This window comes from Geodermatophilus sp. SYSU D00700, assembly GCF_054050255.1.
Map to the genome: position 1 here is coordinate 31,547 of NZ_JBJGZA010000029.1, position 25,407 is coordinate 56,953.

At 75.7% G+C, this 25,407-nt stretch carries 28 protein-coding genes; 9 read left to right on the plus strand and 19 right to left on the minus strand.

The window, feature by feature from the left end:
- Positions 1-57 precede the first annotated feature (57 nt).
- From ACI79V_RS18125 to ACI79V_RS18175, 11 genes are all read right to left on the minus strand, one after another.
- Positions 58-378 carry a DUF2469 domain-containing protein gene (locus tag ACI79V_RS18125; RefSeq protein ID WP_387993427.1) on the minus strand — a complete coding sequence of 107 codons (321 nt, stop codon included), beginning with the start codon at positions 376-378 and terminating at the stop codon, positions 58-60.
- Positions 375-1,175 (minus strand): ribonuclease HII, encoded by an 801-nt coding sequence (locus ACI79V_RS18130; protein ID WP_456891413.1) that lies wholly within the window; start codon positions 1,173-1,175, stop codon positions 375-377. Before ACI79V_RS18130 ends, ACI79V_RS18125 begins: the two co-directional genes overlap by 4 nt.
- A 229-nt stretch (positions 1,176-1,404) precedes the next feature.
- Entirely contained in the window at positions 1,405-2,121 is a 717-nt protein-coding gene (locus ACI79V_RS18135) for a LuxR C-terminal-related transcriptional regulator (protein WP_456877019.1), read from the minus strand.
- 258 nt (positions 2,122-2,379) lie between these two features.
- Positions 2,380-3,285 carry a signal peptidase I gene (gene lepB / locus ACI79V_RS18140; protein WP_456891415.1) on the minus strand — a complete coding sequence of 302 codons (906 nt, stop codon included), beginning with the start codon at positions 3,283-3,285 and terminating at the stop codon, positions 2,380-2,382.
- A gap of 78 nt (positions 3,286-3,363) precedes the next feature.
- Positions 3,364-3,720, minus strand: a complete 357-nt coding sequence (rplS, locus tag ACI79V_RS18145; RefSeq protein WP_456877021.1) for a 50S ribosomal protein L19 — start codon at positions 3,718-3,720, stop codon at positions 3,364-3,366.
- Positions 3,721-3,898: 178 nt separating this feature from the next.
- Positions 3,899-4,399: an NUDIX hydrolase gene (locus ACI79V_RS18150; RefSeq protein WP_456891417.1), complete on the minus strand. Its 501-nt coding sequence runs from the start codon at positions 4,397-4,399 to the stop codon at positions 3,899-3,901.
- Positions 4,392-5,132, minus strand: a complete 741-nt coding sequence (trmD, locus tag ACI79V_RS18155) for a tRNA (guanosine(37)-N1)-methyltransferase TrmD (protein ID WP_456891419.1) — start codon at positions 5,130-5,132, stop codon at positions 4,392-4,394. Before trmD ends, ACI79V_RS18150 begins: the two co-directional genes overlap by 8 nt.
- Complete coding sequence (gene rimM / locus ACI79V_RS18160; RefSeq protein ID WP_456891421.1) at positions 5,129-5,653, minus strand: ribosome maturation factor RimM; 525 nt, start codon at positions 5,651-5,653, stop codon at positions 5,129-5,131. Before rimM ends, trmD begins: the two co-directional genes overlap by 4 nt.
- Positions 5,654-5,670: 17 nt before the next feature.
- Positions 5,671-5,907 carry an RNA-binding protein gene (locus ACI79V_RS18165; protein WP_456877025.1) on the minus strand — a complete coding sequence of 79 codons (237 nt, stop codon included), beginning with the start codon at positions 5,905-5,907 and terminating at the stop codon, positions 5,671-5,673.
- A 3-nt stretch (positions 5,908-5,910) separates the two neighbouring features.
- On the minus strand, positions 5,911-6,375 hold the full coding sequence (rpsP, locus tag ACI79V_RS18170) for a 30S ribosomal protein S16 (RefSeq protein ID WP_456877026.1): 465 nt from the start codon (positions 6,373-6,375) through the stop codon (positions 5,911-5,913).
- Positions 6,376-6,571: 196 nt separating this feature from the next.
- Positions 6,572-8,341 carry a proline--tRNA ligase gene (locus ACI79V_RS18175; RefSeq protein ID WP_456891423.1) on the minus strand — a complete coding sequence of 590 codons (1,770 nt, stop codon included), beginning with the start codon at positions 8,339-8,341 and terminating at the stop codon, positions 6,572-6,574.
- A gap of 148 nt (positions 8,342-8,489) precedes the next feature.
- Between ACI79V_RS18175 and ACI79V_RS18180 the strand changes: the two genes are divergently transcribed.
- Positions 8,490-9,074: a hypothetical protein gene (locus tag ACI79V_RS18180; RefSeq protein ID WP_456891425.1), complete on the plus strand. Its 585-nt coding sequence runs from the start codon at positions 8,490-8,492 to the stop codon at positions 9,072-9,074.
- A gap of 91 nt (positions 9,075-9,165) precedes the next feature.
- Here the strand turns inward: ACI79V_RS18180 and ACI79V_RS18185 are convergent, their stop codons facing one another.
- The 3 genes from ACI79V_RS18185 to ACI79V_RS18195 form a co-directional block, all read right to left on the minus strand.
- A complete protein-coding gene (locus ACI79V_RS18185) occupies positions 9,166-10,248 on the minus strand; it encodes an amidohydrolase family protein (RefSeq protein WP_456891427.1) in 1,083 nt (360 codons plus the stop codon).
- Entirely contained in the window at positions 10,245-11,810 is a 1,566-nt protein-coding gene (ffh, locus tag ACI79V_RS18190; protein ID WP_456891429.1) for a signal recognition particle protein, read from the minus strand. Before ffh ends, ACI79V_RS18185 begins: the two co-directional genes overlap by 4 nt.
- A 152-nt stretch (positions 11,811-11,962) precedes the next feature.
- A complete protein-coding gene (locus ACI79V_RS18195; RefSeq protein ID WP_456891431.1) occupies positions 11,963-12,265 on the minus strand; it encodes a helix-turn-helix transcriptional regulator in 303 nt (100 codons plus the stop codon).
- Between the two features lie 188 nt (positions 12,266-12,453).
- Between ACI79V_RS18195 and ACI79V_RS18200 the strand changes: the two genes are divergently transcribed.
- Together ACI79V_RS18200 and ACI79V_RS18205 are read left to right on the plus strand one after the other, a co-directional pair.
- The gene (locus ACI79V_RS18200) at positions 12,454-12,885 is read left to right on the plus strand and encodes a hypothetical protein (RefSeq protein WP_456891433.1); all 432 of its coding nucleotides are present in this window, start codon (positions 12,454-12,456) and stop codon (positions 12,883-12,885) included.
- Entirely contained in the window at positions 12,882-13,928 is a 1,047-nt protein-coding gene (locus ACI79V_RS18205; protein ID WP_456891435.1) for a baeRF3 domain-containing protein, read from the plus strand. The genes ACI79V_RS18200 and ACI79V_RS18205 overlap by 4 nt, the downstream gene beginning before the upstream one ends.
- 73 nt (positions 13,929-14,001) lie before the next feature.
- Here the strand turns inward: ACI79V_RS18205 and ACI79V_RS18210 are convergent, their stop codons facing one another.
- The 4 genes from ACI79V_RS18210 to ACI79V_RS18225 all read right to left on the minus strand — a co-directional run bounded on the left by ACI79V_RS18210 (position 14,002) and on the right by ACI79V_RS18225 (position 18,485).
- Positions 14,002-14,193 carry a hypothetical protein gene (locus ACI79V_RS18210; protein ID WP_456891437.1) on the minus strand — a complete coding sequence of 64 codons (192 nt, stop codon included), beginning with the start codon at positions 14,191-14,193 and terminating at the stop codon, positions 14,002-14,004.
- A gap of 89 nt (positions 14,194-14,282) precedes the next feature.
- Positions 14,283-16,682, minus strand: coding sequence for a [protein-PII] uridylyltransferase (locus ACI79V_RS18215; protein ID WP_456891438.1), 2,400 nt, complete (start codon positions 16,680-16,682; stop codon positions 14,283-14,285).
- 97 nt (positions 16,683-16,779) lie between these two features.
- Positions 16,780-17,118 carry a P-II family nitrogen regulator gene (locus ACI79V_RS18220; protein WP_073421809.1) on the minus strand — a complete coding sequence of 113 codons (339 nt, stop codon included), beginning with the start codon at positions 17,116-17,118 and terminating at the stop codon, positions 16,780-16,782.
- On the minus strand, positions 17,115-18,485 hold the full coding sequence (locus ACI79V_RS18225) for an ammonium transporter (RefSeq protein ID WP_456891440.1): 1,371 nt from the start codon (positions 18,483-18,485) through the stop codon (positions 17,115-17,117). Before ACI79V_RS18225 ends, ACI79V_RS18220 begins: the two co-directional genes overlap by 4 nt.
- A gap of 313 nt (positions 18,486-18,798) precedes the next feature.
- Between ACI79V_RS18225 and ACI79V_RS18230 the strand changes: the two genes are divergently transcribed.
- From ACI79V_RS18230 to ACI79V_RS18245, 4 genes are read left to right on the plus strand one after another with little or no spacing between them, the layout of a single operon-like run.
- Positions 18,799-19,503 (plus strand): energy-coupling factor ABC transporter permease, encoded by a 705-nt coding sequence (locus tag ACI79V_RS18230; protein ID WP_456891442.1) that lies wholly within the window; start codon positions 18,799-18,801, stop codon positions 19,501-19,503.
- Positions 19,500-19,811 carry a PDGLE domain-containing protein gene (locus ACI79V_RS18235; RefSeq protein ID WP_456891444.1) on the plus strand — a complete coding sequence of 104 codons (312 nt, stop codon included), beginning with the start codon at positions 19,500-19,502 and terminating at the stop codon, positions 19,809-19,811. Before ACI79V_RS18230 ends, ACI79V_RS18235 begins: the two co-directional genes overlap by 4 nt.
- Positions 19,812-19,814: 3 nt before the next feature.
- On the plus strand, positions 19,815-20,594 hold the full coding sequence (gene cbiQ / locus ACI79V_RS18240) for a cobalt ECF transporter T component CbiQ (protein ID WP_456891446.1): 780 nt from the start codon (positions 19,815-19,817) through the stop codon (positions 20,592-20,594).
- A complete protein-coding gene (locus ACI79V_RS18245; protein ID WP_456877040.1) occupies positions 20,591-21,340 on the plus strand; it encodes an energy-coupling factor ABC transporter ATP-binding protein in 750 nt (249 codons plus the stop codon). The genes cbiQ and ACI79V_RS18245 overlap by 4 nt, the downstream gene beginning before the upstream one ends.
- Positions 21,341-21,452: 112 nt before the next feature.
- Here the strand turns inward: ACI79V_RS18245 and ftsY are convergent, their stop codons facing one another.
- Positions 21,453-22,685 (minus strand): signal recognition particle-docking protein FtsY, encoded by a 1,233-nt coding sequence (gene ftsY, locus ACI79V_RS18250; RefSeq protein ID WP_456891448.1) that lies wholly within the window; start codon positions 22,683-22,685, stop codon positions 21,453-21,455.
- Positions 22,686-22,755: 70 nt separating this feature from the next.
- Between ftsY and ACI79V_RS18255 the strand changes: the two genes are divergently transcribed.
- Both ACI79V_RS18255 and ACI79V_RS18260 read left to right on the plus strand, forming a co-directional pair.
- Positions 22,756-24,471, plus strand: a complete 1,716-nt coding sequence (locus ACI79V_RS18255) for an alkaline phosphatase D family protein (protein ID WP_456891449.1) — start codon at positions 22,756-22,758, stop codon at positions 24,469-24,471.
- A gap of 4 nt (positions 24,472-24,475) precedes the next feature.
- A complete protein-coding gene (locus ACI79V_RS18260; protein WP_456891451.1) occupies positions 24,476-25,303 on the plus strand; it encodes an endonuclease/exonuclease/phosphatase family protein in 828 nt (275 codons plus the stop codon).
- Positions 25,304-25,407 lie beyond the last annotated feature (104 nt).

Below are 25,407 nucleotides of genomic sequence, written 5' to 3' on the forward strand. Positions count from 1 at the left end.
ACGGCGGGGACGGTCCCGTCGGCCCGGGCGGTCAGCCTCCCGGGCGTGCGGATCGGATCAGGTGATGCGTGGCCCGTCGGGCAGCTCGAGGTCGGGCTTGTCGAGCTCCTCGACGTTGACGTCCTTGAACGTCAGCACCCGTACGTTGCGCACGAACCGGGCCGGGCGGTACATGTCCCAGACCCAGGCGTCGGAGAGCTTGAGCTCGAAGAACACCTCGCCGCCGGCCTCGCGGACCTGCAGGTCGACGGCGTTGGCCAGGTAGAAGCGGCGCTCGGTCTCCACCACGTAGGTGAACTGCCGGACGATGTCCCGGTACTCGCGATAGAGCTGGAGCTCCATCTCGGTCTCGTACTTCTCCAGGTCCTCGGTGCTCATCGCGGCTCTCCGGAGATCGTGCGCATGCCCCCATCATCGACCATGCCGCCCGCGGCGGTGAGCTGGAGTCTCCGTCCGGCCTGCGCGTCGCGGGCGCGGACGACGTTGACGAACCGGGACCGGTGCTCGGGGCAGGGGCCGTGACGTTCGAGCGCCGCGGTGTGCGCGTCGGTCGTGTAGCCCTTGTGCACCGCGAAGTCGTACTCCGGGAAGCGCTCGTGCAGGTCGAGCATCATCCGGTCCCGGGTGACCTTCGCCAGCACCGACGCCGCCGCCACGCAGGCCGCGACCCGGTCGCCCTTGCACACGGCGAGGGTGGGCACGCCCAGCCCGGGCACGGCGAAGCCGTCGGTGAGCACGTAGTCGGCGGCGTGGTCGAGCGCGCTCACCGCGCGGCGCAGCGCCTCGAGGTTGGTCACGTGCATGCCCCGGGCGTCCAGCTCGGCCACCGGGACCGCGACCACCGACCAGGCGAGCGCACGGTCGACGACCTCGTCGTAGACGCGCTCCCGGGCGGCGGCGGTCAGCAGCTTGGAGTCCGCGAGCCCGGGGACGCGGCCGCGGCGGCCGGCCGGCAGGACGCAGGCAGCGGCCACCAGCGGGCCCGCGCACGCGCCGCGCCCGGCCTCGTCGGCGCCGGCCACGGCGGCGAAGCCGCGACGGCGCAGCGAGCGCTCCATGTCGTAGAGCGCGTCGCCGGGGGTGTCGGTGCCGGCGGCCGCGAGCACGGCGGGACGGCGGGTCCGGGCGGCCGGTGCGGCGGCGGCCCGGTGGGCGGGGGGAAGACGGCCTGCCATCGCCGTCCGACACTACGACGCCACACCGACGGGCCGGGCCGGCGCCCGGCGGGACGACCGCGGGCCGGTCCCCGGGGTCAGAGGGGACCGGCCCGCGGACCGGAGCGGGCCGGGAGGCCCGCGGTCCGGACCGCCGAGGAGGCGGACGGTCCGGAAGACGATCTGGAACGGCTCCTTCGCAGGGGCCCGCCGCTAGCGGAGCGAGCGGCGGGGGCGAAGGAGTCCTTCGTCAGGCCTCCACCGGGGAGGGGGCGGTCAGGCCGTGGGCGCCGCAGGTGCAGGCACCCGAGCCGCGGGAGGAGAGGACCAGCGAGACCGCGTGCGCCCGGTCGCGGGCACCCAGCTTGCGCAGGATCGCCTTGACGTGCGACTTGACGGTGTCCTCGCTGATGAACAGGTTCCGGCCGATCTGCCGGTTGGACTGGCCCTGCAGGAGCTCGTCGAGGACGTCGGACTCGCGGCGGGTCAGCGGCACCTCGGGGGTCAGCGGCTTGCCCACCGGGGCGGCGCTGGGCTCGACGCGGCGGATCTGCGGGTCGACCACGGTGCGGCCGGCGCGGGCGGCCAGGATGGCCCAGCCGAGCAGGGTCGGCGAGGTGTTGAGCATCAGGTACCCGCGGACACCGGCGGCGACGGCCTCGTTCACCACGGCCGGGTCCTCGGAGGTGGCCAGCGCGACGACGGCGACCCGCGGGAAACGGCGGCGCAGGTCGCGGACGACGTTGAGGGTGGCCGCGCGCCCGGCGCCCAGCTCCACGACCACGGCGTCGGGACGGGCGGTCTCGACGAGGGTCAGGGCCCGGCGCAGCTCGCCCGGGGTGCCCACCGACTGCATGCCGGCGGTCTCGTTGACCATGCTGACCAGGCCGCGGCGCAGGACGGGGGCGTCGGCGAGGAGGAGCACGCGGGTGACGCCGCGGGTGGCGCTCGCCAGGGGTGCGGACACGACTTACTCCATTTCGGGAACCGGATTGTTCTCACCCACTCCATCGGGCGGTATTGACCCTTGCTTGAACGCTTTCTGAGATTTTCTTTGCGACCCTGGTTGCGCGGTGACAGTCACAGGAGAAACGCCACTCGGCGACCCGCCGGGGATTGTCGACATGGCGATGACCATTTCGGGAATGGTCCGGCATGCCGGTCCGGGAACGGCGACGGCGCCGTCCCTGGTGCGGGACGGCGCCGTCGGAGGAGGTGGGGAGGGTCAGCCCGGTGGCGGGCGCAGGCGTCGGTTGCGGTTCCAGATGGCCACGGGCAGCGCGCCGGCCAGGCCCATCCCGAGGGGCAGCGCCTGCCCGACCGCGCCGGCGGCCTCGGCGGCCGCGGCGGCCTCCAGGCCCTGGATGTCCGGGGAGTCGAGGGTGCCGAAGCGGTCGATCGGCCACACGATGAGCGCGGCCTTGCCGATGACGTCGTCGACGGCGATCGTGCCGCCGTAGCGGTCGCTGACGTGCGAGCGGGAGTCCGCGGAGGCCGAGCGGTGGTCGCCCATGACCCACAGGCGGCCCTCGGGCACGGTGACCGGGCCGAAGGCGCGGCTCTCCAGCGGGGAGTTCTCGTAGACGTAGGGCTCGTCGAGGGGCTCGCCGTCGACGGTCACCCGCCCCTCGGCGTCACAGCACTGCACGGTCTGCCCGCCGGTGGCGATGACCCGCTTGACGTAGTCGTCCTCGCTGGGCGGCGCGACGCCGACGGCGCGGCCGAGCCACAGCAGCGCGCCGGTGAACCAGTTGGACGGCTCCTCGATCTGGACCTCGGGCACCCAGGTGTCCGGACCCTCGAACACCACGATGTCGCCGGGTTCGGGATCACCGAACCAGTACGGGACCTTGTTCACCAGCACCCGGTCCCCGGTGCAGCCCGGGCACCCGTGCAGCGTCTGCTCCATCGACCCGGACGGGATGAAGAACGCCTGGGCCAGGAAGGTCTTGACCAGCAGCGCCAGCACGAACGCCACGACCAGCAGGACCGGCAGTTCCCGCAGCAGCGAGCTCTTCTTCTCCGGTTGGGCGGGCCGGCGCCGCCAGGTCCGGCGGGACGGGGTGCCTTCGGGCGGGGGGTCCTCCCCCGGGACGACGTCGGCGGGCCCCCCGGACCGGTCACTGCTCATCGGGAGTCAGCGTACGGCCGTGGAGGACCCGCCGGGGGAAGGCCCGGTCGCCCCGGGCCTCGGCGTCGTGCGGAGTCGTCAGCGCGCGACGGTCTCGCGCTTCTCCTTGATCTTGGCGGCCTTGCCGCGCAGCTCGCGGAGGTAGTACAGCTTGGCGCGGCGCACGTCACCGCGGGTGACGACCTCGATCTTCTCGACGACCGGGGTGTGCACCGGGAAGGTGCGCTCGACGCCCACGCCGAAGCTGACCTTGCGGACGGTGAAGGTCTCGCGGATCCCGCCGCCCTGGCGGCGGATGACCACGCCCTGGAAGACCTGGATGCGCGAGCGGTTGCCCTCGACGACGCGGACGTGCACCTTGACGGTGTCCCCGGGGCGGAACTCGGGGATGTCGTCGCGCAGCGAGTCGGCGTCGAGTACGTCCAGGGTGTTCATCGCAGCATTCCTCGGTCTCAGCAGTGGCTCGTCGTCGGCCCGGGCAGCGGGGTGCCCCACGCTCCGGACCAGGTGTGCGGCTGCGACTCCGGGAGGGGAGTGCCCGTCGGCGGGCGCCTCCGGTCTGCAGCGACTCTCTACTGTGCCACATCCGGGCCGGCGTGCCGAGCGCGGGAGGTCAGTCGACCACGCGGGGTGGCCGGCGCCACGGCCCGGCGAGCAGCTCGGGCAGCACGGCGGCCAGCTCCCGGGGCGCGAACTCCTCGTCGCTCGCGGCGACCTCCTCGGCCGTCCACCAGCGGTGCGGCTCCTCACCGAGCAACTCCAGCTCCGTGCGGCCGGCGGGGTCGACCTCGTGGACGACGTCGCGCAGGACGAAGAAGGTCTCGCGGCTGTCGACGTCGACGCCGGCGAACGGGCCCACGTGCCGGCGGAACCACACCGGCCCCTCGAGCGCGGCCGGCTCGACGACCAGCCCGATCTCCTCGGCCAGTTCCCGCGCGGCGGCCGCGCGGACGCTCTCGCCGTCCTCCACTCCCCCGCCGGGCGTGTACCAGAACAGCACGTCCCCGGGCGGGACAGCGGGGTCGGTCAGCCGGGCGCCGAGCAGCAGCACCCGCCCGTCGGGGTCGAGGACGACGACCCGCGCGGTCGGGCGCACCCACGGCCGGTCAGGCACCGTCGAGGACCGCCCGGTCGGCCGGGGTGAGCGCGTCCTCGGGCAGCGCGGCCAGCAGGTCGGGACGGCGCTCGGCGGTGCGCCGCAGGGACTCCGCGCGCCGCCAGCGCGCCACCGCGGCGTGGTCGCCCGACAGCAGCACCGGCGGGACGTCGAGGCCGCGCCACGACGCCGGCCGGGTGTAGGAGGGGCCCTCGAGCAGGCCGTCGGCGTGCGAGTCGAACTCCACCGACTCGCGGTTGCCCACGACGCCGGGGATCAGCCGGGTCACCGCCTCGACCATCACCAGCACCGCCGACTCGCCGCCGGCCAGCACGTAGTCGCCGATGGAGACCTCGGAGACCGGGCCCGACCGGGCGGCCCACTCGGCCACCCGCTGGTCGATGCCCTCGTAGCGGCCGCAGGCGAAGACCAGGCCGGGCTCGGCGGCCCACTGCGCGGCGACGGCCTGCGTGAACGGGCGCCCGGCCGGGGTCGGGACCACCAGCCGCGTGCCGGGCGGGCGGACCGCCTCCAGCGCCCGCGCCCACGGTTCCGGGCGCATGACCATGCCGGGACCGCCGCCGTAGGGGGCGTCGTCGACGGTGCGGTGCACGTCGTCGGTCCACTGCCGCAGGTCGTGCACGCCGACGGAGACCAGCCCGCGCTCGGCGGCCCTCCCCAGCAGCGACTGCCGCAGTGGGGCCAGGTACTCGGGGAAGATGGTGACGACGTCGACCCGGAAGCCGCTCACAGGTCGAGCAGCCCCTCGGGCGGGTCGACGACCACCACACCGCCGGCGACGTCGACGGTCGGCACGATCGCGGCGACGAACGGGACCAGCAGCTCGCCGCCGTCGGTGCGGCGCACGACCAGCAGGTCGGCGCCCTCGTGGCGGACGGCGGTGACCTCGCCCAGCGGCGAGCCGTCGGGGAGCCGCGCGGCGAGCCCGACGAGCTGGTGGTCGTAGTACGTGTCGGGGTCCTCGAGGTCGGGGAGCTCCTCGACCGGGACCTCGAGCAGGGTGTCGCGCAGCGTCTCGACCGCCTCGCGGCTGTCGTACCCCTCGAAGGCGAGCAGCAGCACCTCGCGGTGCCAGCGGGCGCCGGCGACGGTCAGCGGTCCACGGCCGGCGGGGTCGGTGCGCAGCACCGCGCCGGGACGGAACCGGGCGTCGGGGTCGTCGGTGCGGACCTCGACGGTGGCCTCACCGCGGACACCGTGGGGCCGGCCGATGCGGCCGACCACCACGGTGTCCGGTGGAGTGGGTCCCACGTGCGGGACGAGGGGGCTCAGCGCCCGTCGGTGTCGACGACGTCGACCCGCAGGCCGCGGCCGCCGACCCCGGCCATGACGGTGCGCAGGGCCTTGGCCGTGCGGCCGCCACGGCCGATCACCTTGCCGAGGTCGTCGGGGTGGACCCGGACCTCGAGGGTCTTGCCGCGACGACCGCCGACGAGGTCGACGGTGACCTCGCGCGGGTGGTCGACGATGCCCTTGACCAGGTGCTCGAGCGCCTCTTCGAGCACGTCTTACTCGGCGGGCGTCTCGGCCGCGGCGTCACCGGCGGGGGTGTCGGCGGCGGCGGTGTCCCCGGCGGCGTCGGCCTTGGGGGCGGCCTTCTTCTTCGGGGTGGTGGCACCCGCGGCCGGCTCCTCGCCGGAGCTGCGGACGGCCTCCTCGTAGAGGGCCTTGCGGTCGGGCTTGGGGGCGGCGACCTTCATGGGCGGCGGAGCCGGCTCGCCCTTGAACTTCTGCCAGTCACCGGTGACGCGGAGGATGGCCGCGACGGCCTCGGTGGGCTGGGCGCCGACGCCGAGCCAGTACTGCGCGCGCTCGCTGTCGACCTCGATGAAGGAGGGGTCCTCCTTCGGGTGGTACTTGCCGATCGTCTCGATCGAGCGGCCGTCGCGCTTGGTGCGCGAGTCGGCGACGACGATGCGGTAGTACGGAGCACGCATCTTGCCCAGACGCATGAGCTTGATCTTGGTGGCCACGGTGGCTCGGATTCTCCTCGAACGCTGTTCGTCGGTGCTCGCCGGACGGACGCGTGGGGTTACGCCGGGGCGGAGCCAGGGACACGGCCGACGTCGGTGAGAGGGCCGCGCGCCGCCGTGTTCGACCGTCCATGATGCCAGACGCGGCGGGACGTGCAGGAACCAGGCGGGGTCGGCTCCGCCACGCCTCCGACGGTCAGGCGCCCGCTGACGCGGATCCGCCCCGGACCTCGGCGAGCACGGCGGCCGCGGCGTCGGCCACGGCGACCTCTCTCCGCTCCCCGGTGGCCCGGTCGCGCACCTCGACCACGCCCTGCGCCAGCCCGCGGCCGACGGTGACGATCGTCGGCATGCCGAGCAGCTCGGCGTCCTTGAACTTCACGCCGGGCGACACCTTGTGCCGGTCGTCGTAGAGGACCGTCAGCCCGGCCGCGACCAGCTCCCCGGACAGGGCCTCGGCGGCCTCGAAGACCGCGGCGTCCTTGCCGGTGGCGACGACGTGGACGTCGGCCGGGGCGATCTCCCGCGGCCAGACCAGGCCGAGCTCGTCGTGCATGGACTCGGCGATCGCGGCCACGGCACGGGAGACGCCGATGCCGTAGGAGCCCATCGTGACGGTCACGAGCTTGCCGTTCTCGTCGAGCACCTGCAGGTCCAGGGCCTCGGCGTACTTGCGGCCCAGCTGGAAGATGTGCCCGATCTCGACGCCGCGGGCCAGCTCCAGCGGGCCCGAGCCGTCGGGCGCGGGGTCCCCGGGCAGCACCTCGGCGGCCTCGACGGTGCCGTCCCAGGAGAAGTCGCGGCCGGCGACCAGGTCGAACACGTGCTTGCCGGGCGCGTTGGCGCCGGTGACCCACCGGGTGCCGGGCACCACCCGCGGGTCGACGAGGTAGCGGATGCCCGACTCGCTGTCCTTGCCCAGCACCTGGGGGCCGATGTAGCCCTTGACCAGCGCGGGGTGCCGCTCGAAGTCGGTGAAGGGCTCCACCTCGGCGGGAGCCACCTGGGCCTCGAGCCGCTTGGCGTCGACCTCGCGGTCGCCGGGGATGCCCACGACCAGCGGCTCGCGGGTCCCGTCGGGGTGCACCAGCGTGACGACGACGTTCTTCAGCGTGTCGGCGGCGGTGTACCCGGCATCGGGGAAGAGCTGCCGGGCGACGGCGACCAGCGTCTCGATGGTCGGGGTGTCGGGGGTGTCCTCGACGTGCGCCTCGGGCGGGCCGTCGATCGGCAGGGGGTCGGGGACGACGGTGCCGACCGCCTCGACGTTGGCGGCGTACCCGCCGGCCGAGCGGACGAAGGTGTCCTCGCCGATCTCGGTGGGGTGCAGGAACTCCTCGCTCTTCGAGCCGCCCATGGCCCCCGACATCGCCGAGACGATGACGTAGTCCAGGCCCAGCCGGTCGAAGATCCGGATGTAGGCGGCGCGGTGCGCGGCGTAGGAGGCGTCGAGGCCGGCGTCGTCGACGTCGAAGGAGTAGCTGTCCTTCATCGTGAACTCGCGGCCGCGGAACAGCCCGGCCCGCGGCCGGGCCTCGTCCCGGTACTTGGTCTGGATCTGGTACAGCGACAGGGGCAGGTCCTTGTACGACGAGTACAGGTCCTTCACGAGGAGCGTGAACATCTCCTCGTGGGTGGGCCCGAGCAGGAGGTCCGTGCCCCGGCGGTCCTGGAGCCGGAAGAGGTTGGGGCCGTACTCGGTCCAGCGGTTGGTCGCCTCGTAGGGCTCCCGCGGCAGCAGCGCCGGGAAGTGCACCTCCTGGGCGCCCATCGCGTCCATCTCCTCGCGGACGACCCGCTCGACGTTGCGGAACACCCGGTAGCCCAGGGGCAGCCAGGTGAAGCCTCCCGGCGCGGCCCGCCGGATGTAGCCGGCCCGGACCAGGAGCCGGTGGCTGGGGACCTCGGCATCGGCCGGGTCGTCGCGCAGGGTGCGCAGGAACAGCGTGGACATCCGCAACAGCACGGGGAGAGTCTCCCAGGCCGCGCGAGCCGGTTCTGCGGACACCGGTGCACGTCCCTGCCAGTCGCTCGCAATCGCGCCGCAAGGGGACCGGGCGAGCGTCGTGGCCAGCGAGCCACCGACCGGTGGCCCTGGATCCCGGAGTCCCCGCATGCGCACCCGTTCCCGCGTCGCCGGCCTGGCGCTCGCCCTGGCCGCCGGCGCGTCCCTGACCGCCTGCACCTCGTCGGTGGCCGGGCAGGCGACGCTCGCCGCCCCCGCCCCGGAGACCGCCCCCGGCAGCGCGGAGACCCCGCCCGAGCCGGTCACCGACCCGGACCCCGAGGAGCCGACCCCCGAGGGGCCCGCGGAGGACCCCGCCGGGGGGTCCGTGCCGGCCGACCCCGGCGAGGACCTGCCCGTGCCCGGCGCCGGCGTCCCCGGCGACCTGGGCCTGTGCCAGGCGGTGGCCGGGCGGTTCGGCTACGCCGGCCTGGCGCTGATCTCGGTGGACGAGACCGGGTACGTCGACCCGGCCGACGTCGTCCCGCTGCTCGAGGCGCTGCGCGACGCCCCCGCCGACCACCAGGACGCCAGCGCCCCGCTGCTGACCGCCGCCGACGAGGTGTCCGCGGCCACCGACGCCGCGATCGGCGACATCGAGTCGGGCACCGACGTGTTCGCCGCGTTCGAGGGCCTCACCCAGCCGGTCACCGACTTCGGCGCCGCCTGCACCGCGGCCGGCGTGAGCGTCTGAGCTCGTCCACCCTCACCGCAGTGCGTCCTCCCTCACCGCCCACCGTGAGGGAGGACGCCGCACGATCAGGTCACCTGATCGTGGCGCGGGCTCAGACCACCCGGCCGCGCAGCACGGTCAGGCGCGGCCGGGCCAGGGTGTCGAGGTCGGCGCGCGGGTCGGTGTCGTAGACGACGACGTCGGCCGGCGCGCCCTCCTCGAGACCCGGCAGCCCCAGCCAGGCCCGCGCGGCCCACGACGCCGCCCCCAGGGCCGCCTCGGCGGGCAGCCCCGCGGCGCACAGGGCGCGGACCTCGTCGGCGATCCGGCCGTGCTCGATGCCGCCGCCGGCGTCGGTGCCGGCGAACACCGGCACCCCGGCCTCGTACGCCGCCCGCACGACCGCGCCGGAGGTCGCGTACAGCCGCCGGATGGTGCTCGCGTAGCTGGGGAAGCGCTTCTCCCCCGCCGCGGCGAACTCGGGGAAGTTCTCGACGTTGACCAGCGTGGGGACGACGGCGGTGCCGCGCGCGGCCATCTCGGCGACGAGGTCCTCGGTGAGTCCGGTGCCGTGCTCGATGCAGTCGATGCCGGCGCGGACCAGGTCGGGCAGCGCGTCGGTGCCGAAGGTGTGCGCGGTGACCCGGGCGCCCTCCTCGTGCGCGGCGGCGATCGCCTCGCGGACCGCCTCGGCGGGCCACTCCGGCGCCAGGTCGCCGACCGACCGGTCGATCCAGTCGCCGACGAGCTTCACCCAGCCGTCGCCGCGACGGGCCTGCACCCGCACCTCGGCGGCGAGGTCCTCCGGCTCGAGCTCGACGGCGAGCCCGGGGATGTAGCGGCGGGTGCGGGCGATGTGCCGCCCGGCCCGGACGATCCGCGGCAGGTCGGGCTCGTCGTCGAGCGCCCGGGTGTCGACCGGGGAGCCGCAGTCGCGCAGCGCCAGCACACCCGCGGCGCGCTCGGCCAGCGCCTGCTCCCGCAGCCCGGCGAGGTCCTCGACGAGCACCCCGCCGCGGCCGATGCCGACGTGGCAGTGCGCGTCCACCAGGCCCGGCAGCAGCCACCCGCCGCGGGTGACCGTCTCCGCGCCGGGCACCGGCTCGGTGGTGATGCGGCCGTCGCGAACCCACAGGTCGCGGTGCTCGCCCTCGGGGAGGACGACACCGGAGAGGTGCAGCGCGGGCGTGCTCACCGCCCGGGCCGCTCGTCCCCGAACTTGCTGAAGTCGAGCTTGGACAGGTCGGGCAGGGCCTGCCCGGGCGGGAGCGAGGGCATGCCGCCGGGCAGCTGCCCGGGGAACCCGGCGCCGGTCGGCAGCCCCGGGGCGCCCATGGGCCGGCGGGCGGGGGCCTTGCCGCCCTTGCCCTTCTTGCCCTTGCCCTTCTTCGACTGCGCCTGCATCTGGCGGCCGCGGGCCTTCTTCGACATCGGGCCCATGCCGGGCAGGCCCATGCTGCCGGCCATCTGGCCCATCATCTTCTGCGCCTGGGCGAAGCGCTCCAGCAGCTGGTTGACCTCCGTGACCGTGACGCCGGAGCCGTTGGCGATGCGCACCCGCCGCGACGCGTTGATGATCTTCGAGTTGACCCGCTCCTCGGGGGTCATCGAGCGGATGATCGCCGCGGTGCGGTCCAGGTCGCGGTCGTCGACCTGCTTGAGCTGCTCCTTCATCGCGCCCGCGCCGGGCAGCATGCCGAGCAGGTTGGCGATCGGGCCCATCTTGCGGATGGCCGTCATCTGCTCGAGGAAGTCCTCGAGGGTGAAGCCCTCGCGGCTGACCAGCTTGCCGGCCATCTTCTCGGCCTGGTCGGCGTCGAAGGCCTGCTCGGCCTGCTCGATGAGGGTGAGCACGTCGCCCATCCCGAGGATGCGCGAGGCCATCCGCTCGGGGTGGAAGACGTCGAAGTCGGTGAGCTTCTCGCCGGTGGAGGCGAACATGATCGGCTGCCCGGTCACGTAGCGGACCGAGAGCGCGGCACCACCGCGGGCGTCGCCGTCGAGCTTGGTGAGCACGACACCGGAGAAGCCGACGCCGTCACGGAAGGCCTCGGCGGTGGTGACGGCGTCCTGGCCGATCATCGCGTCGACGACGAACAGCGTCTCGTCGGGCTGCACGGCGTCGCGGATGCCGGCGGCCTGGGCCATCAGCTCGGCGTCGATACCCAGCCGGCCGGCGGTGTCGACGACGACGACGTCGTGCAGGGTGCGGCGGGCGTGGTCGATCGAGTCGGCGGCCACCCGGATCGGGTCGCCGACGCCGTTGCCGGGCTCGGGCGCGTAGACGTCGACGCCGGCCTGCTGCGCCACGATCGTGAGCTGGTTGACCGCGTTCGGCCGCTGCAGGTCGGCGGCGACCAGCAGCGGCGTGTGGCCCTGGCCCTTGAGCCAGCGGCCGAGCTTGCCGGCCAGGGTGGTCTTACCCGAGCCCTGCAGACCGGCGAGCATGATGACCGTCGGCGACTGCTTGGCGTGGCGCAGCCGGCGGGTCTCGCCGCCGAGGATCTCGATGAGCTCCTCGTTGACGATCTTGATGACCTGCTGGGCCGGGTTGAGCGCCTGCGAGACCGCGGCGCCGCGCGCCCGCTCCTTGATGGCGGCGATGAACGCCCGCACGACCGGCAGCGCGACGTCGGCCTCGAGCAGCGCGATGCGGATCTCGCGCGCGGTGGCGTCGATGTCGGCGTCGGTCAGCCGGCCCTTGCCCCGCAGGCCGGTGAAGACCTTGTCGAGGCGGTCGGAGAGGGTCTCGAACACAGCACGTCCTCGTCGGGTGTCGCGGGCGCGGGCCCGCCGGTCAGACCGACCGGCGACACGGCTCGGACCCGGCCGGGTCCTCGCGCCTCCTGTCCCCAGCGTATCGACCGCGACGCGCCGAGCGGGCCGGCGACAGGTGGCGCCGGGCGGAGTCAGTCCCCGACGGCCCCGTCACCGAGCACCAGCGCCAGGAAGTCCCGGGTGCGCACGTGTGCCTCCAGGGGGTGCCGGAAGTGGCCCTCGGTGGACACCGTGTACCGGTTGCGGCGCCCGACGCGCTCCCGGACGACGTGGCCGGCCTCCTCGAGGTCGGCGACGATCATCTGCACCGCGCGCTCGGTGATGCCGACCCGCTGCGCGACGTCACGGACCCGGGCGTCGGGATCGGCCGCCAGGCTGACCAGGACGTGGCCGTGGTTCGACAGGAACGTCCACCCGGGTGCGGAGCCGGCCACGGGCAGCACCGTACTCGTCACGGCCTGGCGCGACCCTCGTCACAGAAGTTGATTTCCTGTATCGTGTTTCGTGCGAGGGGAGTACCCGACCGCATCCGCGAAGCCGCCGCCCGTCAGTCCCGGCCCCGGCCCGGGCGCGGCCGGTCCTCCGGGACCGGGGGAGACCTCGCCGCCCCGGAGGAGGTCCCGTGGCCGCTCTCGCCCCACCCGTCCCCCTGGCGCCGGTAGCCGCGCCGCTCCGCCGCCCGGCCAAGGGACACCCGCCCCGTCTGCTGGCCGTCCTCACCGGACAGGAGGGCGCCCTCGCCGTCCTCGACGAGGCCCACGCCCGCGCGAGGGAGACCGGGGCGGAGGTGCACACCGCGCTGCTGCTGCCCCGCACCGCTGTCGCGCTGGATGCCGCTGTGGCCGCCCGGCTCGGCGAGGAGGTCGAGCGTGAGGTGGCCGACCTCGTCGCGCTGACCACGCAGCGCGCCGCGGCGGCCGGCCTGCCCGCGCGGATCACCGTGCACCGACTGGGCGGCCTGCGCGGCCGGCGCCGGGAGCGCGTCCTCGACCGCGCCGTCGCCCGCCTCGCCCGGCGGCTGGACGCCGTCCCGGTCGGGTGGCCGGTCCCGTGACCGCCACCGTGCCCCGGCGGGTCGCCGGCCCCTCCCCCGAGCAGGTCGTCCTGCTGCAGTCGGTGCGCGACGAGCCCTGCGTGTCCCTGCTGGCGACGACCACCCCTGCACCCCGCATGACCGACGCCGACGCGCGGACGCTGCAGCGGCTGGCCGGCGAGGCCGGGGCCCGCCTGGCCCGCGACGGCGCGCCCGCCGAGCTCGCCACCGCGCTGGAGGACCTCGTCGCCGCCGCCCGCACCGAGCCGACCGGCGCGGGCATCGCGCTGTACGTCAACCGGGCGCTGCGCCAGGTGGTGCGCCTGCCGGTGCCGGTCCCCGACCGGGTGGTGGTCGACCCCACCTTCGCCACCCGCGACCTGGTGCGGGCGCTGCACCGGATCCCGCGGCACGTGGTGCTGCTGCTCTCGGAGCAGGACGCGCGACTGCTCGAGGGCGGCGCGGGGACGCTGCGCCCGCCGCGGCGCTCGCCGTTCCCGCTGCGGGCCGAGGACGACGCCGGCGACGCGTTCCTGCGCCGCGTCGACCGGGCGCTGGGCACCTTCCTGCGGCTGCACCCCGCCCCGCTGGTGCTGGTGGGCGGGCACCGGGTGGTCGGCCGGTTCCGCCGGCTGTCGCGCAACACCGGCCGGCTGGCGGGCACGGTGACGGGCAACCTCACCCGCGCACCCCTGTCGGTGCTCGTGCCGCGCGTGCGCGAGGTGCTCGACGGTTACCTGCTGTCGCGGCAGGACGAGGCGCTGGCGCACCTGGACCGGCGGCGGTCCCGCTCGGCCGTGGTGGAGGGCATCGACGCCGCCTGGCTGGCCGCCCGGCGGGAACGGCCGGAGATGCTCGCGGTGGAGGAGGGCTTCACCCTCGCCGCCCGGCTCAGCGCGGACGGCGACTTCCTGGTCCCCGCCGACGACGTCGAGCACCCCGACGTGGTCGACGATGTCGTGGACGAGCTGATCGAGACGGTGCTGCTGCGCGGCGGGTGGATCGCGTTCGTGGCCGACGGCGCCCTCGCCGACGCCGGCCGGGTCGCCCTCGCTCTCAGGTGAGGTGCTGGAACGGCCACCCTCCAGGGACCCGCGCCGAGCGGAGCGAGGGCGTGGGGGGAAGGATGGCCGTTCGTCACGCGGCGCGGCGGACCGCCGCCTCGAGCACCGGCTCGAGCGCGCCGAGGAGGAACCCGGCACCGCACCCGGTGCAGATCCACTCGGGGCACTCGCCGCCCTCGTCGGTGTGCCCGTCGGCGCACGGCGGCTGCTCGAACACCGTGTCCTCCCCGCAGGTGGAGCAGGGCCAGGTCTGCTGGTCGTGCACGTCGACTCCCCCTCGCCGTCGGTGGCGGGACCGTTCCGTCCCGCGACTGAGCCCGACGGTCGCACGGGCCACCGACAGTCCCGCGCACCTCAGCGCGGCGTGTCCGCTCCCCCGCTGTACGCCGGGTCGAGGACCGCCCCCCGCGCCGCGGCGACCAGCGCCGCCTCGACCCGCGCCCGCCGGCCGGGGTCGAGGGGGCCCCCGTCGGGGTTGCTCACGTAGAAGTAGTCGGCGGCGTCGGCACCGAGGGTCTCGATGCGGGCGGAGGTGACGTCGAGCCCCTCCGACCCCAGCGCGGCGGTGAGCCGGTAGAGCAGGCCGGCCCGGTCGCCCGCGCGGACCTCCACGATGCTGGTCGCCTCGCCGCTGACCTCCGCGTCGTGCCAGGAGATGCGCGGAGGCGCCGACCGGGCGGCGTCCTGCCGGTAGTCGGCCTCGCGCTGCCGGAGCCGCTCGGCCAGCGGCAGCGTCCCCTCCAGGGCGGCCCGGACGGCGTCGGCCAGGATCGCCGGCTGCGGCGCGCGCCCGAACCGGGGGCGGACGGCGAACACCGCCGTCGCCCGGCCGTCGGTGACGTCGACCTTCGCGGCGCGGACGTCGAGCTGGTTGAGCGCCAGCACCCCGGCGAGCCGGCTGAACAGGCCCTGCTCGTCGGGCGCCCCGATGGTCACCTGCTGGCCGTCGGCGACGTCCTCGACGCCCACGGTCACCGCGCCGTCGCCGCCGGACTGGGTGACCGTGGGCTCGGTCGGGGCCAGGACGGGGTCGGGATCGGCCACCGGCGCCCCGCCCAGGTGCGCCTGCACGCGGGCGACCAGCTGGGCGACCAGGTGGGCCTTCCACGGCGACCACGCCGAGGAGCTGGTGGCCGCGCCGTCGGCCTGTGCGAGTGCGTGCAGCAGCTGCAGGACCTGCGGGTCGGCGCCGATGGTGGCCGCGACCCGCTCGATCGTCGCGGGGTCGTCGATGTCGCGGCGGGTGGCGGTGTCGGGCAGCAGCAGGTGGTGGCGGACCAGCGTGCCCACGACGGCGACGTCGGCCGGCGCGAAGCCCATGCGGGCGGCGATGCCGCGGGCGACGGGCTCCCCCACGACGCTGTGGTCGCCGGGCCGGCCCTTCCCGATGTCGTGCAGCAGCGCGGCGACCAGCAGCAGGTCGGGCCGGTCGACGTCGTGGGTGAGCTCGGCGGCGGCCGCCGCGGCCTCCACCAGGTGCCGGTCGACGGTGAACCGGTGCCAGGGATGGCGCTGGGGCAGCGACCGCACCTGCTCCCACTCCGGCAGGAACCGGCCGAGCAGGCCCTCCTGGTCGAGCTGCTCGATGACCGGGACCGCCGGGCGGCCGGCGGCCAGCAGCCGCAGGAACGACCAGCGCACCTCCGCGGGCCACGGCTCGGGCACCGGCGGGGAGTGCACGGCGAGCACCTTGAGCGTGTAGGGCGAGAGCAGCAGGTCCATCCGGGCGGCGGCGGCCGCACCGCGCAGGGCCAGGCCCGGGTCGGTGGCCGGGCGGGCGTCGCGGGCGAGCACCACCTCGTCGCCCTGCCGCACGACCCCCTCGGCCAGCGGTTCGCGGCGCACCCGGCGGTAGCGGCCACGGGGCCGGCGGACCAGTGCCGCCTCGACCCGCCGCCAGGTGTCGTCGGCGACGAAGGCCAGCCGCCGCCCGGCGAGGCTGACCTCGCGCAGCAGCACGTCCTCGTCGGCGGCGCCGTCGGTCCCGAAGCCGAGCGCGGCGGCGACCGGCCGCTGCTCCTGGCGGACCAGCACGTCGGAGGACCGGCCGGTGCGGCGGCGCAGCTCGTCGCGGACGTCGAGCAGCAGGGCGTAGGCCGCCTCCACCTCCGCGGCGGGCTCGTCGCCCAGCTGCGCGGCGGCGACCGCGCGCAGCACCTGGCCCTCGCGCAGCCCGCCGTAGGCCTCCTTGAGGTCGGGCTCGAGCAGGAACGCCAGCTCACCGACCTGCCGTGCCCGCTGGCGGCGCAGGTCGCGCAGCTGCGGCAGCAGCCGGGACGCCGACTGCCGCCAGCTGGCCAGCGTCGCGGTGCGCAGCGCGGCCGCGAGGCCGGCGTCCCCGGCGACCAGGCGGGCGTCGAGCAGGCCGAGGCCGGCCTTGACGTCGGTGGAGGCCACCGCGACCGCCTCGGGCACCGAGCGCACCGAGTGGTCCAGCCGGACGCCCGCGTCCCAGATCGGGTACCAGACGGCGTCGGCGAGGGCGGCCACCTCGGGGCGGCCGTCGTGCACCAGCACCAGGTCGAGGTCGCCATGCGGCGGGGGCTCCCGCCGGCCCAGGCTGCCCACGGCCACCAGTGCGACGCCGTCGGTGCCGGTGCGCGGCGGTGTCGCTGCCCGCCCACCCGCACCGCGGCCCCGCCGCGACGGCGGGGTCCCGGCGACGGCGGCGGTCAGCAGGCCGCCCAGCCAGGCGTCGAGCTGCTGCACCCGCTCCGCGCGGGTCAGCTCGGGCAGCGACCCGAGGTCGGGCACGGTCCCCCCTGTCGGTCGGTGGGTCGGGGCCGGGACGGCGTCGGCCGGGACGGCGGTCCTCCCGCCACCCCGGCCGACGCTGCTCACCCGGGTCCCCCTAGAGCGCGTCCTCGCCGCGCTCGCCGGTGCGGACCCGCACGATCTCGTCGATCGTGGTGACCCACACCTTCCCGTCGCCGATCTGGCCGGTGGAGGCCGACTCGACGACGGCGTCGACCACCCGGGCGGCCTCGATCTCGCCGACGACGACCTCGATGCGCACCTTGGGCACGAAGTCGACCTGGTACTCCGCACCGCGGTAGACCTCGGTGTGACCCCGCTGGCGGCCGAAGCCCTGGACCTCGCTGACCGTGAGGCCGGTGATCCCGATCAGCTCGAGGGCGTTCTTCACGTCGTCGAGCTTGAACGGCTTGATGATGGCGGTGACGAGCTTCACACCCGGCTCCTGTCGGTGAGGTCGGTACCCCGCGCCTCGGCGCGGGTCTGGCCGGCGGCCGCGAGAGCCGAGCCGCCACCGCCGCCACCCAGGGAGGCCAGGTCGTACCCGGTCTCGGCGTGCACGACGCCGTCGATGCCGGCGACCTCGTCCTCCTCGGTGATGCGGAAGCGCATCAGCTTCGCGATGGCGGTGCCGATGACGAGCGTCAGCACGAACGAGTAGACCAGGACCGCGAGCGCGCCTAGCGCCTGCCGCCACAGCTGGTCGACCCCGCCGCCGTAGAACAGCCCGTCGACGCCGGCGGTGGTGGCGCCGGAGGCGAACAGGCCCACCGCCAGGGTGCCCCACAGGCCGCCGACGAGGTGGACACCGACGACGTCGAGCGAGTCGTCGTACCCCAGCCGGTACTTGAGGCCCACGGCGAGGGCGCAGACGGCGCCGGCGACCAGGCCGATGGCGATCGCGCCCAGGGGCGTCACCGACGAGCAGGCCGGGGTGATGGCCACCAGGCCCGCGACGACGCCGGAGGCCGCGCCCAGCGAGGTGGCGTGCCCGTCGCGCAGCTTCTCGGTGAGCAGCCAGCCGAGGGTGGCCGCGCCGGTGGCCGCGAGCGTGGTGACGAAGACCTCGGCCGCCTGCCCGTTGGCGGCCAGGGCCGAGCCGGAGTTGAAGCCGATCCAGCCGAACCACAGGATGCCCGCGCCGATCATCACCAGCGGCAGGTTGTGCGGCCGCATCGGGTCCCGGCCGAAGCCGCGGCGCCGGCCCAGCACCAGCGCCAGCGCCAGCCCGGCGGCACCGGCGTTGATGTGCACCGCGGTCCCGCCGGCGAAGTCGATGGCCAGCAGGTCGTTGGCGATCCAGCCGCCGGTCTCGGACTCGGCGCCGTCGAAGGCGAAGACCCAGTGCGCGACCGGGAAGTAGACCAGCGTCGCCCAGATGCCGGCGAAGACCATCCACGGGCCGAAGCGGGCGCGGTCGGCGACGGCGCCCGAGATCAGCGCCACGGTGAGGATCGCGAAGACGCCCTGGAAGGCGACGAACGCCAGCGAGGGGATGGTGAAGACGAGGTTGTCCGGGGCGAAGGCGCCCTCCAGGCCCGCGGTGCCGATCAGCGAGGACAGGCCGAAGAACTCGGTCGGGTCACCGAGCAGGCCGCCGCCCACGTCGTCGCCGAAGGCGATCGAGTAGCCGTAGAGCACCCACAGCACGCTGATCAGCGCGAGTGCCCCGAAGCTCATCATCATCATGTTCAGCACGCTCTTCGCGCGGACCATGCCGCCGTAGAAGAGCGCCAGACCGGGGGTCATGAACAGCACCAGCGCGGCGCTGACCAGGACCCAGGCGGTGTCGCCGGTGTCCACGGCAACCTCCTGACGTGTGGTGTGGCCGTGCGACGGGGCAGGCCACAGGACGGACCCGGAGCGCGCTGGAGAGCCCGGGGGGTGCGGCGACCACCGTGCCGGGCCGGTGTTTCCGGAGCCGTCGTCCGGCCGTTTCCGGACGGTGAACTCCGCGCCGCGTGTCCGCCCCCCGTGTGTCCGCCGTGTTGCGGCCCGCCCCGGTCCGCCCGCACCGGCCCCGTGCGAGACGGGTGCAGGTGCAACTCGGTTGCAATAAGGTGCCCGGGGGACGGCGTCCGGCCGCCCCGCGCCCAGCCGGTCCCGGGAGGTCCGCGTGCACGTCCCCGACGGGTATCTCGACGCCCCCACGTCACTGGCCACCGGCGCCGTCGCCGCCGGCGCGGTCGCCGTCGCCCTGCGCGGCGCCCGCCGCGAGCTCGACGAGCGCACCGCTCCCCTCGCCGGGCTGACCGCGGCCTTCGTCTTCGCCGTCCAGATGGTCAACTTCCCGGTCGGCGCCGGCACCAGCGGCCACCTGGTGGGGGCCGCGCTGACCGCGGTGCTGGTCGGCCCGTGGACGGCGGTGCTCTGCATGACCGTCGTGCTGCTCGTCCAGGCGCTGCTGTTCGCCGACGGCGGCCTGACCGCGCTGGGCACCAACGTGACCCTGCTGGCGGTCGTGGCCGTCGGCGTCGGCTACGGGGTGTTCCGCCTGCTCCTGCGGCTGCTGCCGCGCACCCGGACCGGCCTGCTCGCCGCCGCGGGCGCGGGCGCCTTCCTGTCGGTGCCGGCCGCGGCGCTGGCGTTCGTCGCGCTGTTCGCCGCCGGTGGGGTCGCCGACGTCTCCCTCGGCCTGGTGCTGGCCGCGATGGGCGGGATCCACCTGCTCATCGGCATCGGGGAGGCGCTGATCACCGTCGCGGTGCTCGGCGCGGTCCTGTCGGTGCGGCCCGACCTCGTGCACGGCGCCGCCCACCTGCGCCGGAGCGCCGACCTCGCCACCCGTCCGGGCCTGCGCGCCGAGGAGGCCCTCCGGTGAACCGCCGCCGCGCGTTCTGGCTCGCCGGCCTGCTGCTGACGCTGCTCGTCGCCGGGGTCCTCAGCTCCTACGCCAGCGCCTCCCCCGACGGCCTGGAGTGGGCCGCCGGTGAGTCGGGCTTCGCCGACACGGCCCGCGACAGCGCGGCCGTCGGCTCGCCGCTGGCCGACTACGGCGTCGCCGGGGTCGACGACGCCCGGGTCTCGGGCGGGCTGGCCGGCGTCGTCGGCGTCGCGGTCACCCTGGCGCTCGCCGGCGGCCTCGCGCTGCTGCTGCGCCGGCGCGGCCGCTCCGGCACCCGGGACTGACCCGTGGGTGCCGGGCACGGCGGCCCGCTGGGCGCGGCCCACGTCGCGCGCGACACCGTCGTCCACCGGCTGCCGGCGCACGTCTCGCTGGTCGCGGTGCTGGGCTTCGCGCTGGTCGTCGTCGCCACCCCGGTGCGGCCGGCCTGGGCCCCGGCCTACGCCGGGTACGCCGTCCTGGTGCTCGCCGCGGCGGCGCTGGCGCGCGTGCCCGCCGCCCGGCTGGCCCGCGGGCTGGCCGTCGAGGTGCCCTTCGTGGTCTTCGCGCTGCTGCTGCCGCTGGTGGCCCGCGGCCCGCGGGTGGAGGTGCTCGGCCTGTCGCTGTCGGAGAGCGGCCTGGTCGCCGCCGGCGGGCTGCTGGCCAAGGCGACGCTGTCGGTGCTCGCCGCCACCGTGCTCGCGGCCACCACTCCCCCGCAGGACCTGGTGCGCGGCCTGCAGCGGCTGCGGCTGCCGGCGGTGCTGGTGCAGATCCTGTCGTTCATGGTCCGCTACGCCGACGTCGTGGCCGGCGAGCTGCGGCGCATGCGGGTGGCCCGCGAGTCCCGGGGCTTCCGCGGCCGGGGGCCGGGTGCGCTGCGGGTCGTCGCCGGCACCGCGGGTGCGCTGTTCGTCCGCTCCTACGAGCGCGGCGAGCGGGTCCACCTGGCGATGCTGGCGCGCGGCGGGGACGGCCGGCTGCCCGCCGGGCCCGCGGTCGCCGTGCCCGCGCGGGTGTGGCTGACCGGGCTGGCGCTGCCCCTGTCCGCCGGGGCCGTGCTGGCGACGGGGATGCTCGGGGCGTGACCGGCCCCCAGCCCTCGCTCCTGGTGGAGGACCTGGCCTTCGCCTACCCCGACGGGCACCAGGCGCTGTTCGGCGTCGACCTGCGCGTCGACCGCGGCGAGCGGGTGGCGCTGCTGGGCCCCAACGGCGCCGGCAAGACGACGCTCGTGCTGCACCTCAACGGCATCCTCGGCGGAGGCCGGGGCCGGGTCAGCGTCGCGGGTCTGCCGGTGGAGCGGCGCAGCCTGCGGGAGGTCCGGCGGCGGGTCGGCGTCGTCTTCCAGGACCCCGACGACCAGCTGTTCATGCCCACCGTCGGCGAGGACGTCGCGTTCGGCCCGCGCAACCTGGGCCTGCCCGAGCCGGAGGTGGCCGCCCGGGTCGCCGCGGCGCTGGACCAGGTGGGCATGGCCGGGGTGGCCGACCGCCCGCCGCACCACCTGTCGTTCGGCCAGCGCCGCCGGGTCGCGGTGGCCACGGTGCTGTCGATGCACCCGGAGGTGCTGGTGCTCGACGAGCCGTCGTCCAACCTCGACCCGGCCGGCCGCCGTGAGCTCGCCGAGGTCCTCACGAGCCTGCCGGTGACGATGCTGATGGTCACCCACGACCTGCCCTACGCGCTGCAGCTGTGCCCGCGCTCGGTGGTGCTCGACGGCGGCGTGGTGGTCGCCGACGGGCCGACCCGCGAGGTGCTCGCCGACACCGACCTGCTGGCCGCCCACCGGCTGGAGCTGCCCTACGGGTTCGACCCGCGCACCGTGCCCTGACCGGCCGGGCGGGCCGAGTGAGCAGTTCCGGTCGGCTCCGGCGGCGAGTCACGCCGTGTCGGCGACCTCAGCTGCTCACTCGACGCGACTGGAGGTGACCGGAACCCGGCTCTCAGTCGGCTGCGCCGACCAGGCCCTCGGCGAACGCCTCGGGCTCGAACGGCGCGAGGTCGTCGGCGCCCTCCCCCAGCCCGATCAGCTTCACCGGGATGCCCAGCTCGCGCTGCACCGAGACGACGATGCCGCCCTTGGCGGTGCCGTCGAGCTTGGTGAGCACCACGCCGGTGACGTCGACGGCGGAGGTGAACACCCGCGCCTGCACGATGCCGTTCTGGCCGGTGGTGGCGTCGAGCACCAGCAGCACCTCGGTGACCGGGCTCTGCTTCTCCACGACCCGCTTGATCTTGCCGAGCTCGTCCATGAGGCCGGACTTGGTGTGCAGCCGGCCTGCGGTGTCGACGACGACGGTGTCGACCTCGGCCTCGACGCCGGTGCGCACCGCCTCGAAGGCCACCGACGCCGGGTCGGCGCCCTCGCGGCCGCGGACGGTGAGCACGCCGACCCGCTCGCCCCAGGTCTCGAGCTGGTCGGCGGCCGCGGCGCGGAAGGTGTCGGCGGCCCCGAGCACGACGCTGCGGCCGTCGCCGACGAGCACGCGGGCGATCTTGCCGACCGTCGTCGTCTTGCCCGCGCCGTTGACCCCGACGACCAGGACGACGCCGGGCCGCCCCTCGCGCCGGTCGGTGCCCAGCCGGCGGTCCAGGTCGGGCCCGAGCACGGCGGTCAGCTCGCGGACCAGCAGCGCGCGCAGGTCGGCGGGCGACGCGGTGGCGAGCACCATCGACTGGGTGCGCAGCCGGTCGACGATCTGCTGGGTGGCCGCGACGCCGACATCGGCGGCCAGCAGGGTCTCCTCGACCTCCTCCCAGTCGTCCTCGGTGAGCCGCTCGCGGGCGAGCACGGTGAGCAGGCCGCGGCCCAGGGAGGACTGCGAGCGGGCCAGCCGCGAGCGCAGCCGCACCAGCCGGCCGGCCGACGGCGGCGGCGTCTCGAAGACGACGTCCGGCTCGGCGACCGCCGGGGGCAGGTCGACCGGCGGCGGTGCCTCGGGCGTCACCGCGTCGGGCTCGGCCGGCGCCAGGCCCTGACCGGAGGCGGTCGCGCCGGCCGGCCGGTCCTCCGGCGGGGCGGGAGGGGCGCTGGGCGGGCGCGGGCGGGTGAGCGTCGTGCCGGCGACGGCGTCGTCGTCGAGCCGGGTGGTGCGCCGGCCGCGGCCGACCAGCAGGCTCACCCCGGCGACCAGGGCCACGAGGAGGATCGCGATCGCGATCAGCACGAACTCCATGCCGGTCAGTCTCCCAGCCGCCGTGCAGCCGGGTCTGGGCGGAACCCGGACCGTGGGCCACGCTGAACCCATGCCGCCACCCGACCGGGACACCCCCGCCCTGCTGCTCGGACCCCTGCTGCGGCACGTCGACCCGGTGTCGGCCACGGTGTGGGTGGAGACCGACCGGCCCTGCACCGTCGACGTCCTCGGCCGGACCGCGCGGACCTTCCGCGTCGGCGGCCACTGGTACGCGCTGGTCGTCGTCGAGGGCCTCGAGCCGGGTAGCACCACGCCCTACGAGGTGCGGCTCTCCACCGACGGCACCGACGGCGTCCGGGTGTGGCCGGAGTCGAGCTCGCCGTTCCCGCCCAGCCGCATCCGCACCCCCGGCCGGCCCGGTCCCTTCCGGCTGGCGTTCGGCTCCTGCCGGTACGCCGCACCGAGCACCGTCGACGTCGCCGAGGGCATCCCGCCCGACGCCCTGGACGCCTACGCGCAGCGGGTCGCCCGGCTGCCCGAGGACCAGTGGCCCGACGCGCTGGTGCTGCTGGGCGACCAGGTCTACGCCGACGAGCTCACCCCGGCGACCCGCTCGTGGCTGCGGGTGCGCCGCGGCGAGGCGGTGCCCGAGGACGCCCAGACCCGCGACCTGGAGGAGTACACCCGGCTCTACGCGGAGTCCTGGACCGACCCGCAGGTGCGCTGGCTGCTGTCGACCATCCCGTCGTCGATGGTGTTCGACGACCACGAGATGATCGACGACTGGAACACCTCGGCGGCCTGGCGGCGCCGGGTCACCGCCACCGGCTGGTGGGACGAGCGGATCGCCGGCGGGCTGGCCACCTACTGGGTCTACCAGCACCTGGGCAACCTCTCCCCCGCCGAGCTGGCGGAGAACGCGACCTGGCAGGCGGTGCGCGCACTGCCCGAGGACGCCGACGCCGGGCCGCTGCTGCGCGAGATGGCCCTCGCCGCCGACCGCGACCCGCGGACGGTGCGCTGGAGCTACGCCCGGCAGTGGGGCGACGCCCGGCTGCTCGTGGTCGACAGCCGGGCCGGCCGGGTGCTCGACGAGCAGGCCCGCCGGATGGTCGACGACGACGAGTTCGCCTGGATCGAGGACCAGATGCGGCAGGCGGTGCGGGACGGTGTCTCGCACCTGCTGGTCGGCACGTCGCTGCCCTGGCTGCTCCCCCACGCCATCGACTCCATCGAGCGCGTCGACGAGGCGCTGGCGGTGCGCCACGAGGGCCGGCTGGTCGGGCGGGCCGCCGAGGCGGCGCGGCAGGCCGCCGACCTGGAGCACTGGGCGGCGTTCGGGCACAGCTTCGACCGGCTGGCCGCCGCGCTGCTGGCGGTGGCCCGCGGCGAGCACGGCCGGGCGCCTGCGACCGCGGTGGTGCTCTCCGGCGACGTCCACCACGCCTACGCCGCCGAGGTGGTCGAGCCCGGCGGCCTGACCGGCCGGGTGCACCAGCTCACCGTCTCCCCGCTGCACAACCAGGCGCCGCACCCCATCCGGGTGGGCTTCCGCATCGGCTGGAGCCGGTGGGCGCGGCGGTTCACGCAGGCGCTGGCCCGCGCCGCGCGGGTGCGCCCGCCGTCGGTCGAGTGGGCCAAGGCCGCCGGGCCGTTCTTCGGCAACCAGGTCGGCGAGCTGGTGCTCGACGGCCGCTCGGCGCGCTTCGTCCTGCACGTGAGCGACCACCGCGAGAACGGCGAGGAGTGCCTGCAGCAGGTGCTCGACCTGCCGCTGGCCGACCCCGTCCCGGCGGCGGTGGGGGCGCAGGGGGTGACAGGCTGACGGCGTGACCGATCCCCACGAGCAGGAGCACGGCACGAAGCCGGCACCCGGCCCCGACCAGCCCCCGATCCCCGTCCGCCTGGTCACCTTCAACACCCACCACGGTGTCGGCGAGGACCGCCGCCACGACCTGCCCCGGCTGGCCAAGGTGCTCGCCGCGGCCGACGCCGACGTCATCTGCCTGCAGGAGGTCGACCGGCACTTCGGCAAGCGCAGCGAGGACGTCGACCAGGCGCTGCTGCTCTCGCGCGCGCTGGACATGCAGCTGGCCTGGGGCCCGGCCATCGACGAGCCGCGGCCCGGCGACGACGACCGCCGTCAGTACGGCAACGCGCTGCTGTCGCGGCTGCCGATCCTGGTCAGCGACGTCCACCCGCTGCCCGGCACCGGGGAGCCGCGCAGCGCGCTGCGCACGCTCGTCGAGCTCGACGGCGGCGCGCTGTGGGTGACCACCACCCACCTGACCACCCGGTCGGCGGCCGAGCGCGCCGAGCAGGTCGCGGTGCTGCGCGCGCTGCACACCGAGCCGATGGCCACCGGCGTCGTCGTCGGCGACCTCAACGCCGCACCCGACGCCCCGGAGCTGGCGGCCCTGCGCGCGGACTTCACCGACGCCTGGGAACTGGCTGCCGAGCGCGACGACCAGGCCCGCTGGCGGTTCTGGCAGCGCGACGAGGGCCTGACCCACCCGGCGCGGTCGCCGCACACGCGCATCGACCAGGTGTGGGTGACCCGGGGCATCGCCGTGAAGGGGGCGCGGGTGCTCGACGGCGCGGGGGCGTCGGACCACCTGCCGCTCGTCGTCGACCTGCTGGTCCCCTCCGGCGTCTAGCCGGTCGTGGGGGGGGGGGGGGGGGGGGGGGGGGGGGGGGGGGGGGGGGGGGCGGGGGGGGGGGGGGGGGCCGCGGGGGGGGGGCGCGGCGGCGCGGGCCGCCG

What these genes read in the sequence shown, in the direction of transcription:
- ACI79V_RS18125 (WP_387993427.1), bottom strand. Translation starts at nt 378, where the DNA reads ATGAGCACCGAGGACCTGGAGAAGTACGAGACCGAGATGGAGCTCCAG.
- ACI79V_RS18130 (WP_456891413.1), bottom strand. Translation starts at nt 1,175, where the DNA reads ATGGCAGGCCGTCTTCCCCCCGCCCACCGGGCCGCCGCCGCACCGGCC.
- lepB (WP_456891415.1), bottom strand. Translation starts at nt 3,285, where the DNA reads ATGAGCAGTGACCGGTCCGGGGGGCCCGCCGACGTCGTCCCGGGGGAG.
- rplS (WP_456877021.1), bottom strand. Translation starts at nt 3,720, where the DNA reads ATGAACACCCTGGACGTACTCGACGCCGACTCGCTGCGCGACGACATC.
- ACI79V_RS18180 (WP_456891425.1), top strand. Translation starts at nt 8,490, where the DNA reads ATGCGCACCCGTTCCCGCGTCGCCGGCCTGGCGCTCGCCCTGGCCGCC.
- ftsY (WP_456891448.1), bottom strand. Translation starts at nt 22,685, where the DNA reads ATGGAGTTCGTGCTGATCGCGATCGCGATCCTCCTCGTGGCCCTGGTC.
- ACI79V_RS18255 (WP_456891449.1), top strand. Translation starts at nt 22,756, where the DNA reads ATGCCGCCACCCGACCGGGACACCCCCGCCCTGCTGCTCGGACCCCTG.